The following is a 13,382-nucleotide window of genomic DNA, read 5'->3' as shown; positions in this document are numbered from 1 at the left end:
AGCGATGTCGCAAAAACGTCATGAAACTTCGACGTGATTGTCATGTCTGCGGCGTATTCCGGCCTCCGAAAGCCCGATCCGGGATACGATTCTTCAGGAGACCTGCAATGAAATCTGGCATGACTTTTGGCGCCATCAGCCTCATGGCGCTGGCGCTTGTCGCTTGTGGCAAGACCGACCTCTCGACGCTGGATGCGTCCGAGGCGGCACCGGACCGTCCGGAACTGTCGGGCTCCAGCGAGAAGATCAAGGTCGTGGGGTCTTCCACCGTCTCGCCTTTCGCTACCACAGTAGCCGAGCGCTTCGGCGCGACATCCGGCTTCCCGACCCCGATTGTCGAGACAACGGGTACAGGCGGCGGCTTCAAGGCCTTCTGTCAGGGCGTGGGCCCGGACCAGCCGTCGATCTCGGATGCCTCGCGCCCGATCAAGGACAGCGAAGCCGAACTCTGCGCCAGCAATGGCGTTACGGAGATCACGCCCGTCGAGATCGGCTATGACGGCATCGTCATCGCCAATTCCAAGGAAGGCCCGGATTTCGACGTCACCAAGACGCAGCTCTATATGGCGCTCGCGCAGGACGTGCCGAACGAAGCAGGGGAGTTCGTGCCGAACCCGTACAAATCCTGGCATGATGTCGATGCCAGCCTGCCGGACGAGCCAATCATGGTGTTCGGCCCGCCGCCCACATCCGGCACGCGCGACGCGTTTGTTGAACTGGGGATGGAGCATGGCGCCGAAACCGTTCCGGCCATGGCTGCGCTGAAAGCCAGCGACCCGAAAGCCTTTGCTGACCGCGCCCACACGATCCGTACCGATGGCGCCTGGATCGACTTCGGCGAGAATGACACGGCGATCATCCAGTCGCTGGTCAAGACACCGACGGCCATGGGTGTGCTTGGCTTCTCCTATCTCGAGCAGAATGCGGACAGGGTGAAGGGCGCACAGCTCTCCGGCGTGCCTGCAACATTCGAGATGATCAATTCCGGCGAATATGGCCTGTCGCGCGTGATGTTCTTCTATGTGAAGGACCAGAACCTGACGCTGGTCCCTGGCCTGATCGATTATATCGAAGCCTTCACGTCAGACAGCGCGTTTGGCCCTGACGGTTATCTGGTCGAGAAAGGCCTGATCCCGCTCAGCGATGAAGACCGCGCGGCACAGCGCGTGATCGTCGAAGACCTGAAAGCCAAACTGAACTAGGACTTGCTGGCTTTATCCGGGAGGGATTTGCGTTTCGTGGACGCAAGTTCCTCCAGCTCGTCTTCCGTCATCGACTCGTACATGTCCTTTGAGGCGCCGACGAGATCGGACTTCTTCTGCTCCCCGCGCTTGGCGGCGAGGGCCGCGCCTGCGGCTTTCTGCTGGGCTTTTGACTTGGCATGCATGGCGACACGTCCTCCTTTGGTCTGTCACGCGATCAACGCCGTGTGAGGAGGAAGGTTTCCGCGCCTACAGGCCTTCGATCGGCGGCTTCTTGCGGCGCCGCAGGCGGATCTTCTGCCAGAAGCGTCGCCGGGCCGGGGCGGGCAGGGGCTGCAGGTTCTCGATGAAGGCTTCGGCGCAGGCTTTCCAGCTATAGGTCTCCGCAAAGCTGCGGCACACTTTCCGGTCCAGTTCCAGGCAGTCGAGTACACCCTGGCGCAAGTCTCCGCCGACCGGCGTGATCGTGCCGGCGCCAGAGCCCGGGATCACATCGCGCGGACCCGTCGCATCGAACGCCGCGACAGGTATGCCGGACGCCATGGCTTCCAGTACGACAAGGCCGAACGTATCGGTCAGGCTCGGGAAAACGAACACATCCGCACTGGCATATACGGTCGCGAGGTCTTCACCGAACCGGCCGCCGAGGAACGTGACGTTCGGATAATTGCGCTTGAGTTCCTCGAGCTGCGGCCCGGCGCCAACGATCACTTTCGAGCCCGGCAGGTCCAGCTCGGCAAAGGATTCGATGTTCTTTTCAACGGCCACACGCCCCACATTCAGGAAGATCGGGCGCGGCAGTCCCTTGAACGGGTCATTGTCTGCGCCTTCCGGGACACGGCGGGCCGGATTGAACAATTCGGTATCGACGCCGCGCGTCCAGGCGACCAGATTGATGAATTTGCGGGCCTTCAGCTCCTCGACCATAGAGGGCGTCGGCACCATGACCTTGCCGGAATACTTGTGGAACCAATGGACGAACGAATAGCCCCAGGAGACCGGAATCGGCAGGCGCGCCGAGACATATTCCGGGAACCGCGTGTGGTAGGCGGTCGAGAAGGGGTGTTTCACGGTCAGGCACATGGTGCGCCCGGCCATGCCGAGTGTGCCCTCGGTAGCGATATGAATCGCGTCCGGCTCGAACTCGTGGAAGCGTTCCTCGATCTTGCGGCGCGCGAACAAGGCCAGCTTGATCTCCGGGTAGGTGGGCAGGGGAACCGTGTGAAACCCGTCGCCCGGGTGCACGATTTCCCAGATATGGCCCATCGCCTCGGATTCAGCGATGACACGCTTCATTGTGCGCACGACGCCATTGACCTGGGGGTCCCAGGCGTCGGTGATCAACATGATGCGCATCTGGGCTCCTTGAGGCCGTTTGACGGTCGGCGGCAATGTGGCGGGGTTGGTTTCATACGTAAAGAGGTGGAACTACAGCGCTATGGCTCGCGTTCCCTTCTATGTGACGATATAGCTGTGCCCGTAAACCCGAATTCTGCGCAGGCTTTTGCCGCGCCGCACAGCCCTCTCTTGAACCCCCTGATATGTGGAAACCTATATGCCTGATTCTCTACCCCTCGCCTCCCTCGATTGGGACATCCTTGATGAACACAAGTTTGACGATGAGGAGGGACTTCTTGAGGGACTGGTAAAACCCGCTCCGCTGGATGATGGCGCGCGCCTTGCTGCGGTGCGCCGCGGACGGGAACTGGTCGAGATAGCCCGCAGCCGTGGCCGCAAGAAGGGCATGATGGAAAGCTTCCTGGAGGAGTTCGGCCTGTCGAACTCCGAAGGTCTGGCGCTGATGTGCCTTGCCGAGGCGCTTCTGCGTGTGCCGGATGCAGAAACACGCGACGACCTGATTGCCGAGAAGATCCGTTCCGGCGACTGGGCGTCTCACCTTGGACAGTCGGAAAGCTGGCTGGTGAATGCGTCGACCTGGGGCCTGATGATGACCGGCTCCGTGATCGGCGTTCCCAAGGCCTTGCAGAAAGGGCCCGGCGCGTTCGTGCAGGGCCTGATCCGTGAGAGCGGCGAACCCGTCATCCGCGCCGCGATGATGCAGGCCATGCGCATCATGGGCGAACAGTTCGTCCTTGGCCGGAGCGTCAAGGAAGCCCTCAAGCGCGGCAAGCGCATGGTGAAAGCTGGCGAAGCGGCGCATTTCAGCTTCGACATGCTGGGCGAGGGTGCTCGCACGGCCGAGGATGCCGCGCGCTATCTCAAGGCCTATCAGCTGGCCGTCGATGCCGTTGCAGCCGAGAAGGACAAGTCGGTTCTGCCGGAAAAGGCCAGCGGCGTGTCCGTCAAGCTTTCGGCCCTTCACCCGCGCTTTGAGGCCGTGAATGAAGCCCGCGTGATGGAGGAAATGTATCCATCGCTGCTCGCACTCTGCGAAAAGGCAGCCGCCGCCAATATCCACCTTTGTCTCGATGCTGAGGAAGCTGATAGGCTGGTGCTCAGCCTTAAACTGTTTGAGCGGCTGGCGCGTGAGCCATCGCTGAAGGAATGGACAGGACTCGGCCTTGCCGTCCAAGCCTATCAGAAGCGCGCACTTCTCGTGATCGACAAGCTGACGCGGCTCGCCGGAGAGACCGGCCAGCGCTTCATGGTGCGCCTCGTGAAAGGCGCCTATTGGGACAGCGAGATCAAGCATTCCCAGATCGAGGGCTATCCGAACTTCCCGGTCTTCACGACGAAGCCGGGTACGGATGTGCATTACCTCGCCTGCGCCAAGGCCATGCTTGAGGCGGCCCCCAATATTTATCCGCAGTTTGCGACCCACAATGCCCACTCGCTCGCCGCCATCGACCTGCTGGCTGAAGCGGCTGGCGTGACGCATTACGAGTTCCAGCGCCTGCATGGCATGGGCGAGGCGCTTTACGATGCCGCCGATGCCGGCAAGCGTGTACGCGTCTATGCGCCGGTCGGGGCACATAAGGACCTGTTGCCTTATCTCGTTCGCCGCCTGCTCGAGAACGGCGCGAATGCAAGCTTCGTGCACTCTTTCCTCGACCCGGATGTGCCAGTGGAAGATGTGGTCGATGACCCGATCACGCGCATCGAGATCGGCCCGCGTCGCCACCCCGGCATCCCGACGCCGCCGCGCCTTTACGGGCCGGAGCGCCGCAACTCCACCGGTCTCGACCTCAGCCAGAAGGCCGTGCGCGACTCGATGGACAGCGCGCTCAAATCCTTCCGCGACAGCCCGGCCATTTCGGCGGGGGCGATCGTTTCCGGCAAGACGGATACGGGCGGCGGCGACATGGTCCGTGTGCCGTTCGATACCGAGCACGTTCTCGGCGCCTGCAAGGAAGCGAGCCCGGAAGCCATCGACAAGGCCCTCAAGGCCGCAGTGAAATTCCAGCCTTCATGGGACAAGCTCGGCGGCGCCAAGCGGGCCGAGCACCTGCGCGCCATGTCGGACATTCTGGAAGAGAATGCGTCCCGCTTGATCGCCCTGATGTCACGCGAAGGCGGCAAAACGCTCGCCGATGGTGTGGCCGAAGTGCGTGAGGCCGTCGACTTCTGCCGCTATTATGCTGCACAAGCCGAGCATGAATTTGAAGGCGCCGTGCGCCTGCCGGGGCCAACGGGCGAGACCAACCATATCTCTCTGCACGGGCGCGGCGTGTTCTGCTGCATCAGCCCGTGGAACTTCCCGCTCGCCATCTTCACCGGCCAGATCGTCGCCGCGCTGGCAGCTGGCAACACCGTTGTCGCCAAGCCAGCCGAGCAAACGCCGCTCGTCGCATTCGAAACGGTCCGCCTCTTCCAGAAGGCGGGCCTGCCGGTCGACGCGCTTCACCTCCTGCCGGGCAAGGGCGAGACTGTCGGCGCGGCCCTGACGAGTGACCTGCGCGTGTCGGGTGTCTGTTTCACCGGTGGCACGTCGACGGCCCGCATGATCAACCGCGCCATTGCTGATCGCGACGGCCCGATCATTCCGCTGATCGCAGAGACAGGCGGACTCAATGGCCTGTTCGTCGATACGACCGCCCTGCGCGAACAGGTGATCGATGACATCGTCGTCTCGGCCTTCGGGTCGGCTGGCCAGCGCTGTTCGGCGCTACGGGTGGCCTTCCTGCCGAAGTCAACGGCGCAAAGCCTGATCGACGGCATTATTGGTGCCATGAACGAACTGAAGCTCGGCGACCCGGCCGAAGCCGATACCGATGTCGGCCCCGTAATCGATGCTGAAGCCCGTGAGATCCTCGAAAAGCACCTTGAGGTCATGGGCAAGGAGGCGAAAGTCCTCCACCAGGTCGATGCCGGCAAGATCGGCGAGCGCGGCTTTGGCTTCGGCCCGGCCCTGGTCGAGCTCAAGTCGCTTGACCAGATTACCGAAGAAAAGTTCGGCCCCATCCTGCATGTCATCCGCTACGACCCGGATGATATCGACGAGGTTGGCGCGAAGCTGAAAGCCAAGGGCTATGGCCTGACGCTTGGCATCCATTCGCGTCTTGAAAGCTTCCATAATGAAGTGAAAGCGGCCTGCCCGGTGGGCAATACCTATGTGAACCGCTCGATGACCGGTGCCGTCGTGGGTGTGCAGCCCTTTGGTGGCGAAGGCCTTTCCGGCACGGGCCCCAAGGCGGGCGGGCCACATTATCTCCATCGTTTCGCCAATGAACGCGTGGTAACAGTGAATATCACGGCGCAGGGCGGCGATGCGGAGCTGCTGAGCCTTTAAGAGGATACCGGACCGATGCTGAAACTTGCTGTCTCTGCCGCCATGGGCGTGCTGATCCTGACCGGATGCAGTAAGAAGGCCGAAACGCCGGATGTGGAGCCGACACCTGCAACAGGCATTTCAGGCGAGGCCCAGCCGGCCAGCGAGCCCGTGGCCGAGCCTGGCTCTCTCGCGGACGTGCCGCACAAGGCGGAGGTCTCGAACGAGGCCTTTGTCGGGTCGGTCACCGTGGGCGACAGCCTCTTCGAGGTTGCGCCTGCTCTGGCGGCCGAGCTGATGAAGGATGGCAAGGGCCGGATGGAAGCGATGCAGTCCGATGCCGAGACCTACAAGGAAGCCGACCCTGAATATTTTAACGCCTACAGCCTGTCGATCGAATGGACCCTGGCGGCCAAGGCGGGCGACCTGATCAGTATCGAGGGCTTTACGTCTGCCTATACGGGCGGGGCACATGGCAATTACGGCACCGATGCGCGGATCTATGATCTGGCGACTGGCAAGGAGGTTTTCCTGCGTGACCTCCTGTCAGACCCTGATGCCGCCATGCAGGATGCACTGCCCGTCGTGCTGAGCGAGATCGCGCGCCTGCGCTCTGAAAAGTCTGGTGGTAGCGGCTCGGAAGAAACATTCCGGGGGGAGGCGGCGGATGCCGTTTCCGCTGACAGTCTGATCGGAGGCGAGATCGGCCTCGTGGCCTCGACGGAGCCAGCCGCGTTTGGCGGCTTTGTTGTCCATTTCGCGCCCTATGAGATCGCGTCCTATGCGGAAGGCGCCTACAAGGTCGTCGTGCCGCAGACCGTGTTCCACACATTCCTGAAGCCGCAATATGAAGGCCTCTTTGCCGGCGAACCGGTTATCGAGGAATAGGGCAGGGCGCAAAGTCGAAATCCTGCGCGCTTGAGCCATCTTCGAGCGAAATCCGCGCGGATAGTCCGGCCTCTGTCTTCCGGTAGACGATGAGCTGTGGATAGTCGTGCGCCGGCTCGGCGAAGCTGATTGATGTGTCCGTTCTGCTGATCTCGGGGAAGGGCGACAGGCCCTTTCCGGCGGGATAGGCATTGAAAACAGCCGGCGGGCCGGGATCGATACGGGTCTGCTCGAAGAAGCTGACCGCGCCATCTTTCAGGCTCACGGCATAGCCGAAATAATAGCCCTGCTCGGAGGGCGACCAGACTTCGCGATAGCTGTCATCCGCATTCTCCCAGCAGCCGGTGAGCCAGTCGAGCGATGCCTCGCGCGCTGATGACGGGGCCGATGTGCAACCGGCGATGAGCAGCAGGGCAGCAAGCCGCTTCATGGCTTCACCAGTGTGCAGCCGAGACCGGGCGTGAAGCTGGCCTCTGACTTCACGAGGCCGCCGAGGACGCTGGCTGTTGTGACAGCGCCATCATTGGTGAAGGTCACGGCACTTATATCGACCGTAAAATCATCCATGCAGCTTTCCATCGGACGTTCGCCAACATGCAGGCAGGAGCAGACCTGCTTGGCGCCATAGGCGGTCGCGATCTTCGCATAGGCGACCTGATCCTTCAGCCAGAACTGCCAGCCGAGGCCGGCAATCACCAGCAGGACCGCGAGCGTGATCAGAAGGACTTTGACGAGTTTCATGGGATGCCCCTAAGCTGGTGCAAAGGTTAGGGGAGAAATGCCGCCATGGGCAACCGTTTCGTGAAGGGTCTTCTGGGCCTGATGTGTCTGGCGGGTTTTACCGCTTCTGCGCAGGAGCTGTTGCCGCTGCCGCCGCAGCCGGAAGGGCTGGCCTGGCCGACGCAGGGCTGGGAGACAGGCGAGATGGCGCCGGACGTTGCCGCGATTGTCCAGCCGATGATCGACACGGCCATTGCCGGCGAGAAGCCCGGGCCGATGGGCGAGACGCGGGCCGTTGTCATCATCCATCACGGCAAGCTGGTGGCCGAGGCCTATCGCGACGGATTCGGGCCTGAGACGAAACAGGTCTCGTGGAGCATGGCGAAATCGGTGACCTCGGCGCTGGCCGGGCGGGCGGTCGAGCTTGGGCTGATTGACGATATCGATGCGCCCATGCCGACGCCATTCGATGCGGGCGATAAGCGGGCGGAGATCACCTGGCGGCAGTGGCTGACCATGACGGACGGGCTCGACTATACCGAGATCGGCGCGATTGGGATGGCGGACAATGATGTCATCCAGATGATGTACGGGCCGGGGCGGTTTGATGTTCTGCAATATATCAAGGCTAAACTGCCGCCGCTGCACGAGCCGGGGACGGTGTGGAATTATTCGACGGCAGCGTTTCACCTGATCGGTCATGCGCTTAGAAATTTGGAGGATGAGGTTCAACGGCTACCGCGGCCCGGAGAACCAAAAGGCTACTCAATGACTTTCCTTAAAAGCGCCAAGCTTGAGGCCGTGAACGAAAATCTTGCGACGCGTTGCGGTGTCGATCTTGAAAGTCGGCTAGCAGTCGTGGGCGCCGATGCGTCTGATTCTAACCTATATAAGAAATGCTTCACTGCTCTTGATGCGCAGGTCGATTTGTTTGTGCCCATCGGCATGGACGCCGTCATCGAATTCGATGCCGCCGGTACGTATCTCGGCGGCTCTCTCGTCTGGGCGTCGGCGCGGGATTTTGCGAAGTTCGGCTATCTCTATCTGAGGGATGGCGTGTGGGACGGTGAGCGCCTGTTGCCGGAAGGCTGGGTGGATTTCTCGCGGTCGCATCCGCAGGGCCCAAAGGAAAATGTCTATGGGGCTGGCTTCTGGCTGACGACGGGGGGCGCCGCGCCTGTGCCATCCTACCAGCGCCGGGATGCGCCGCCCTGGGACAGTTTTGCGGCCGAGGGTCATGAGGGTCAGACCATTTTCATCGTGCCGTCGCGCGATCTCGTGATCGTGCGTCTCGGCCTGATGGACAATGCGGGTGAAAACTGGCCGGACCTGTTCCGCTGGAACCAGACGATTGCGGGGGCCTTTCCGGCGGTGGCGGCAGAGTAGGCTGCGCGTGCGGCACCTGTGAGGGCGCTTGGGGGGTGGTTTCTGGTTTTTCGGGATGGGATTCCGGGTCAGGTGTCCGGCAGAGGCAGCCGGTAGCCCCGTGTCCCCTGCGCAGGCAGGGGCGCGGGCGTGCGACGCGCCGGGATTCGCCGCCCCTGCCTGCGCAGGGGACACGGGCTGATTGTTTCGTCGGCCAGGGCGAGCGCCCGGCCCAGCCTCTCCGATACAGGTGCACGAAAACTGCACGAACGATGCACGGATAGATCATCGGATGCACGAATGAGGATAACCCGGCCTGTCTTGCTGAGGCCTCAGAGCATTTGCGAGCCGGGGCCGCCATTGGCCTTGAACCAGGCCCGCAGGCGCTGGATGCGCAGGAAGATCAGCGGCCAGATCGGTACGAGGTACCAAGGCAGGCCCTGCATGGGGCGGAAGAGGCTGAACTCGGGCATCGGCGTGCATTATACGCCGGGGTGGATTGGGGTTGGATAAGTCTAGTCCCCGCCCACCATGAAGTGGGCCATCAGGGCCGTGACGGGTTTGGACTTTTCTTCCTGCCAGGCTTCGGCGCGAACCGACGCCATGCGGCGGCCCATCTTGGTTATGTAAGCGCGGGCATAGAGATCCTTGGCGTGGCCCTGGCGCAGGTAGTCTATGGTCAGGTTGATCGGGCGCGGCGGACGGGCGAGGTCTGTTACGAGGAAGACCTGCGCCATGGCTGTCAGTTCAAGGAAAGACGAAATCGCCCCGCCATGCAGCGCCTTGATGGTGAAATTGCCGATCAGCTTCTTGGAGAAGGGAAGGACGGCCGTCATCTCGTCGCCGCGTATGTCGCAGCGCATGCCGAGTTTCTGGGCGAAAGGCGTGCGGGCGAGGAAGGCTTCGACCTCGGCGGCGCGGGGATTGGCTTCAAAGGGCGTCATGCGAAGGACTCCAGCTTGTCTGCCGGGCGCGGCTGGTTGATGGCAAAGGCGCCGGCGGCGGTGGCGATCACCTTGTCGCGGGTCTCGTGATAGGCCCAGGCGCGCGTGAAGCAGACCGTGCGGGTGACATGGTAGCATTCGGCCTCGCCGATAATGGCGCGGCCCTTGTCGGCCGGGCGCATGTAATCGATGCGCAGGTCGAGCGTCGCGACGAAGCGGAAATCCGGCAGGATGGCGCTGCAGGACATGCCGCACAGATTGTCGAGCAGTGTGGTGATGACACCGCCATGGATGACGCCCGTGTCCGGGTCGCCAACCAGCGATTCATCCCAGGGCTGGCTGCCCCACACACGGCCCTTCTCGATGCGCGTGACTTCGAAGCCGAGGTCGCGCGCCCATGGCACGGCCTTGGTCATCATTTTCATGTTTTCACGCATCAGCGTCAGGCGTTGTTCGAGATCTGAGGGGTCGGCAGACATTGGTGAATGATGCTTTCGGATTTGACGCGGCGCCGGTCGATAGCTGATCGGGCCGCAGAGATTGGCGAGTCAGGCTGTCAGCCACGCCCCGCATACGAGACCGGAGATAATGTCGCCGTTTCCCGGCATCAGACGGAGCGGCAATGGGCTCCTTTGGGGAACTGACGTCGCGTCATCGCTCATGTGCAGGCCTCTTCATTTGACGTTCCAGTCGCCCCGGATAACATTTGGGGCATGACGTGGAAACAGTTCACGCACCGGGAGGAGACGGCCTATGGCATTTGACGGCAGCAGCAAACCGAAAACATGCATCATCGGCGCCGGGTGTTCAGGCTTCACCATGGCCAAACGCCTGAAGGACAAGGGCCTGCCCTACGATTGCTTCGAGATGTCGGACAATATTGGCGGCAACTGGTACTACAAGAACCCGAACGGCACCTCGTCCTGTTACCAGAGCCTGCATATCGACACGTCGAAATGGCGCCTCGCCTTCGAGGACTATCCCGTGCCGGAGGACTGGCCGGATTTCCCGCACCATGCCCAGCTGCTGCAATATTTCCACGATTATGTGGACCATTTCGGCCTGCGTGAGACGATCACGTTCAACACGGCGGTGACGAATGTGGAGACGCTGCCGGGTGGGCGCTGGAAGGTGACGCTGTCGACAGGCGAAGCGCGCGAATATGATGCGGTGGCCGTGGCCAATGGGCATCACTGGGACGCCCGCATGCCGACCTATCCCGGGCATTTCGAGGGCTACCAGGTCCACTCCCACCATTATCGCGATCCGTTCGAGCCCTATGACTTCCGCGGCAAGAACGTGATGATCGTCGGTGCCGGGAACTCGGCGATGGATATTTCCTCGGAACTGTCGCAGCGGCCGATCGCGAAGAACCTGTTCATCTCGATGCGGCGCGGTGTGTGGGTGCTGCCGAAATACATGGACGGCTCGCCCGCCGACAAGGCGGCACTGCCGCCATGGCTGCCGTCAAAGCTCGGCCGGAAACTGGCGCGCGCGAAGATCAAGAAGACCATCGGCATGATGGAGGATTATGGCCTGCCGAAACCCGACCATGAGCCGCTGGACGGGCACCCGTCCGTGTCCGGCGAGTTCCTGACGAGGGTCGGCTGCGGCGACATCAAGCCGAAGCCGGGCATCGAGCGCCTCGATGGCGACAGTGTCGTGTTCACCGATGGCACGCGCGAGCAGGTCGACGCGATCGTCTGGGCGACGGGCTACAACGTGACCTTCCCCTTCCTGAAGCAGAAAGAGCTGATGCCGCAGGAAAACACGTTCCCGCTGTACAAGCGCATGGTGAAGCCGGGCTTTGAGACCCTGTTCTTCCTCGGGCTGGCCCAGCCACTGCCGACGTTGGTGAACTTTGCCGAGCAGCAGTCGAAACTGGTCGCTGCTGCGCTGACGGGGGAGTATGCGTTTCCGGATGCCGCCGAGATGGACCGGGTGACCGAGGCCGACGAGCAGCTGCACCTCGGCCACTTCTATGACAGCCCGCGCCACCGGATGCAGGTGGATTTCGGGGTGTACGTCGCGGATTTGCTGAAGGAAATCAAACGGGGGGAGAAGCGCGCGCACGCGGTTGCCTGATATTAACCTAGCGGCAGGCATAGTCGGGGGAATGATGCGCCTGATCCCCGCCCTCCTTATGCTGTTGATGGCTGCTGCCTGCGCCTCGTCGCCAGCCCCGACGCGGATGGGCGCCTATAATCCGCGCTTCGAGGAACCGCCGCCATCCCCGCCCATGCCTGTGCCGGGCACGCTGCAGCCGAATGCCTATTTGCAGGTGTGCGGGGGCATGACGGTCAGCAATTCGCCCGTCGCCTATCCGGGCGGCTGGGTGTCTGACTTCAAGCCGATTATTGTGGTGAATGGTGTCGTGCTCGTGACCGTGCCGACCAATGATGCCTGCCTGTCGTCAGGTTTCGGCATTCGCGGCGGCACGTTCCATGAAGGCATTGACCTGTCGCACCGGCCTGCAGGGCCCGTCTATGCGGCGGCGCCGGGGCGGATCATCGAGGCGCGCATGTCAAACGGCTACGGGCTGCAGGTGCTGATCGACCATGGCAATGGTGTCTACACGCGCTACGCGCACCTCGCCTATCTCGACCCCGGTGTCGCTACCGGACGGCAGATCGATTACGGGCGCCCGGTCGGCATGATGGGCCAGACCGGCAATGCGCAGGCGATCCACCTCCATTACGAAATCCTGACGGGCAATTATCACAACCCCAAGGGGTCAAAGGGCCTGCAAGTGCGTGACCCGTTCAGTTTTCCTGCCTATGACTATCTCTTCGCGGGGTCTTAGAGGGAAATAGGGGGACAGTATGAGCGAGACTGGCAGCGCCCGGTTTGCGGGGCGATTCCTCGATCCGTCCCTGTTCGCACGCACCTATCGCGACCCGCTGGCCTGGTTGAGCCTTGCGACGGATCTGGTGCCGATTGCGGCGATCCTTGTGTTCAGCTGGGGGCCGACACCGCTGGTGGCACTCTACTGGCTGGAGAACCTGATCATCGGAGCCTATACGATTCTGCGGCTGGGCGGGGCGGCGGTGGTCAGTTTCATCAATCTGGCGACGGCGCTCTTCATGATCCCGTTTTTCACGTTCCACTATGGCATGTTCTGTTACGGGCATGGCCTGTTCATCCGCAGCTTTGCGGGCGGGGAGGGGAACGGGGGCGGCGCGGCGCCGATGGATCTCGTGAACTGGGCGCTGGGCAGCGGCGAGGGCATGGTCTGGTTTGTCGGCCTGATCATCATCACCAATGCGGTGTTCTTCCTTGTCGACTATATCGGCCGGGGCGAGTTCCGCCGCACCGACCCGCCAGCGGAGATGTTCGCCCCCTATGGCCGGATCGTGACGCTGCATGTGGCGATCATCCTCGGCGCCTTCATCGCAATCGCCACCAACCAGCCGCTGCTGGGTGTCCTGATCCTGATCGTGATCCGCGTCGTGTTCGGGATCGTGCTGTCGCTGCTCAGGCGCATGAAGATCGATGGCGGACTGGGTAAACTGGCTGGAAAATTCGCGCAGCCCGTGTAGAAAGTTGACGCATGGTGACGGATAGGCGCATGATCGCCCGGTTCAGCCGTCCCCA

The 13,382-nt window shown here is 62.2% G+C and carries 14 protein-coding genes; 7 read left to right on the top strand and 7 right to left on the bottom strand.

The annotated features are described in order from the left end of the window. The first annotated feature begins 107 nt into the window (after positions 1-107). Positions 108-1,202: a substrate-binding domain-containing protein gene (locus HY30_RS01080; RefSeq protein ID WP_241765606.1), complete on the top strand. Its 1,095-nt coding sequence runs from the start codon at positions 108-110 to the stop codon at positions 1,200-1,202. Here the strand turns inward: HY30_RS01080 and HY30_RS01075 are convergent. Both HY30_RS01075 and HY30_RS01070 read right to left on the bottom strand, forming a co-directional pair. Beyond that, positions 1,199-1,387, bottom strand: a complete 189-nt coding sequence (locus tag HY30_RS01075) for a DUF3008 family protein (RefSeq protein WP_034736040.1) — start codon at positions 1,385-1,387, stop codon at positions 1,199-1,201. The genes HY30_RS01080 and HY30_RS01075 overlap by 4 nt on opposite strands. 64 nt (positions 1,388-1,451) lie before the next feature. Next, positions 1,452-2,558, bottom strand: coding sequence for a glycosyltransferase family 4 protein (locus tag HY30_RS01070; RefSeq protein ID WP_034736037.1), 1,107 nt, complete (start codon positions 2,556-2,558; stop codon positions 1,452-1,454). 199 nt (positions 2,559-2,757) lie between these two features. On the opposite strand from HY30_RS01070, the gene putA reads away from it, so the two are divergent. Both putA and HY30_RS01060 read left to right on the top strand, forming a co-directional pair. Further along, positions 2,758-5,892: a bifunctional proline dehydrogenase/L-glutamate gamma-semialdehyde dehydrogenase PutA gene (putA, locus tag HY30_RS01065; protein ID WP_034736034.1), complete on the top strand. Its 3,135-nt coding sequence runs from the start codon at positions 2,758-2,760 to the stop codon at positions 5,890-5,892. 15 nt (positions 5,893-5,907) lie between these two features. After that, positions 5,908-6,759, top strand: a complete 852-nt coding sequence (locus tag HY30_RS01060; RefSeq protein ID WP_034736031.1) for a DUF3298 and DUF4163 domain-containing protein — start codon at positions 5,908-5,910, stop codon at positions 6,757-6,759. Here the strand turns inward: HY30_RS01060 and HY30_RS18930 are convergent. Both HY30_RS18930 and HY30_RS01050 read right to left on the bottom strand, forming a co-directional pair. Then, positions 6,746-7,189 (bottom strand): DUF6265 family protein, encoded by a 444-nt coding sequence (locus tag HY30_RS18930; RefSeq protein WP_051614593.1) that lies wholly within the window; start codon positions 7,187-7,189, stop codon positions 6,746-6,748. The genes HY30_RS01060 and HY30_RS18930 overlap by 14 nt on opposite strands. Then, positions 7,186-7,500, bottom strand: a complete 315-nt coding sequence (locus tag HY30_RS01050) for a hypothetical protein (protein ID WP_051614592.1) — start codon at positions 7,498-7,500, stop codon at positions 7,186-7,188. The genes HY30_RS18930 and HY30_RS01050 overlap by 4 nt, the downstream gene beginning before the upstream one ends. 45 nt (positions 7,501-7,545) lie before the next feature. Between HY30_RS01050 and HY30_RS01045 the strand changes: the two genes are divergently transcribed. Then, positions 7,546-8,865 carry a serine hydrolase domain-containing protein gene (locus tag HY30_RS01045; protein ID WP_034736029.1) on the top strand — a complete coding sequence of 440 codons (1,320 nt, stop codon included), beginning with the start codon at positions 7,546-7,548 and terminating at the stop codon, positions 8,863-8,865. 311 nt (positions 8,866-9,176) lie between these two features. On the opposite strand, the gene HY30_RS19900 is transcribed toward HY30_RS01045, so the two are convergent. Genes HY30_RS19900 through HY30_RS01035 form a run of 3 tightly spaced genes read right to left on the bottom strand, consistent with a single transcriptional unit; the run spans position 9,177 to position 10,267 of the window. Then, a complete protein-coding gene (locus HY30_RS19900; protein WP_155839204.1) occupies positions 9,177-9,317 on the bottom strand; it encodes a hypothetical protein in 141 nt (46 codons plus the stop codon). Positions 9,318-9,359: 42 nt separating this feature from the next. After that, a complete protein-coding gene (locus HY30_RS01040; RefSeq protein WP_034736027.1) occupies positions 9,360-9,788 on the bottom strand; it encodes a PaaI family thioesterase in 429 nt (142 codons plus the stop codon). Then, a complete protein-coding gene (locus HY30_RS01035) occupies positions 9,785-10,267 on the bottom strand; it encodes a PaaI family thioesterase (protein WP_206741389.1) in 483 nt (160 codons plus the stop codon). The genes HY30_RS01040 and HY30_RS01035 overlap by 4 nt, the downstream gene beginning before the upstream one ends. Positions 10,268-10,541: 274 nt before the next feature. On the opposite strand from HY30_RS01035, the gene HY30_RS01030 reads away from it, so the two are divergent. From HY30_RS01030 to HY30_RS01020, 3 genes are read left to right on the top strand one after another with little or no spacing between them, the layout of a single operon-like run. Further along, entirely contained in the window at positions 10,542-11,873 is a 1,332-nt protein-coding gene (locus HY30_RS01030; RefSeq protein WP_034736025.1) for a flavin-containing monooxygenase, read from the top strand. Between the two features lie 31 nt (positions 11,874-11,904). Further along, positions 11,905-12,591: a M23 family metallopeptidase gene (locus HY30_RS01025; RefSeq protein ID WP_051614590.1), complete on the top strand. Its 687-nt coding sequence runs from the start codon at positions 11,905-11,907 to the stop codon at positions 12,589-12,591. A 19-nt stretch (positions 12,592-12,610) separates the two neighbouring features. After that, on the top strand, positions 12,611-13,327 hold the full coding sequence (locus HY30_RS01020; RefSeq protein WP_034736023.1) for a DUF6498-containing protein: 717 nt from the start codon (positions 12,611-12,613) through the stop codon (positions 13,325-13,327). The last annotated feature ends 55 nt before the right edge of the window (positions 13,328-13,382 follow it).

The organism is Hyphomonas chukchiensis, from assembly GCF_000682695.1.
Taxonomy (GTDB): Bacteria; Pseudomonadota; Alphaproteobacteria; order Caulobacterales; family Hyphomonadaceae; genus Hyphomonas; species Hyphomonas chukchiensis.
The sequence above is the reverse complement of the archived record's forward strand: the minus strand, read 5'-3'. Positions and strand labels throughout refer to the sequence as shown.

What these genes read in the sequence shown, in the direction of transcription:
- HY30_RS01080 (WP_241765606.1), top strand. Translation starts at nt 108, where the DNA reads ATGAAATCTGGCATGACTTTTGGCGCCATCAGCCTCATGGCGCTGGCG.
- HY30_RS01075 (WP_034736040.1), bottom strand. Translation starts at nt 1,387, where the DNA reads ATGCATGCCAAGTCAAAAGCCCAGCAGAAAGCCGCAGGCGCGGCCCTC.
- HY30_RS01070 (WP_034736037.1), bottom strand. Translation starts at nt 2,558, where the DNA reads ATGCGCATCATGTTGATCACCGACGCCTGGGACCCCCAGGTCAATGGC.
- putA (WP_034736034.1), top strand. Translation starts at nt 2,758, where the DNA reads ATGCCTGATTCTCTACCCCTCGCCTCCCTCGATTGGGACATCCTTGAT.
- HY30_RS01060 (WP_034736031.1), top strand. Translation starts at nt 5,908, where the DNA reads ATGCTGAAACTTGCTGTCTCTGCCGCCATGGGCGTGCTGATCCTGACC.
- HY30_RS18930 (WP_051614593.1), bottom strand. Translation starts at nt 7,189, where the DNA reads ATGAAGCGGCTTGCTGCCCTGCTGCTCATCGCCGGTTGCACATCGGCC.
- HY30_RS01050 (WP_051614592.1), bottom strand. Translation starts at nt 7,500, where the DNA reads ATGAAACTCGTCAAAGTCCTTCTGATCACGCTCGCGGTCCTGCTGGTG.
- HY30_RS01045 (WP_034736029.1), top strand. Translation starts at nt 7,546, where the DNA reads ATGGGCAACCGTTTCGTGAAGGGTCTTCTGGGCCTGATGTGTCTGGCG.
- HY30_RS19900 (WP_155839204.1), bottom strand. Translation starts at nt 9,317, where the DNA reads ATGCCCGAGTTCAGCCTCTTCCGCCCCATGCAGGGCCTGCCTTGGTAC.
- HY30_RS01040 (WP_034736027.1), bottom strand. Translation starts at nt 9,788, where the DNA reads ATGACGCCCTTTGAAGCCAATCCCCGCGCCGCCGAGGTCGAAGCCTTC.
- HY30_RS01035 (WP_206741389.1), bottom strand. Translation starts at nt 10,267, where the DNA reads ATGTCTGCCGACCCCTCAGATCTCGAACAACGCCTGACGCTGATGCGT.
- HY30_RS01030 (WP_034736025.1), top strand. Translation starts at nt 10,542, where the DNA reads ATGGCATTTGACGGCAGCAGCAAACCGAAAACATGCATCATCGGCGCC.
- HY30_RS01025 (WP_051614590.1), top strand. Translation starts at nt 11,905, where the DNA reads ATGATGCGCCTGATCCCCGCCCTCCTTATGCTGTTGATGGCTGCTGCC.
- HY30_RS01020 (WP_034736023.1), top strand. Translation starts at nt 12,611, where the DNA reads ATGAGCGAGACTGGCAGCGCCCGGTTTGCGGGGCGATTCCTCGATCCG.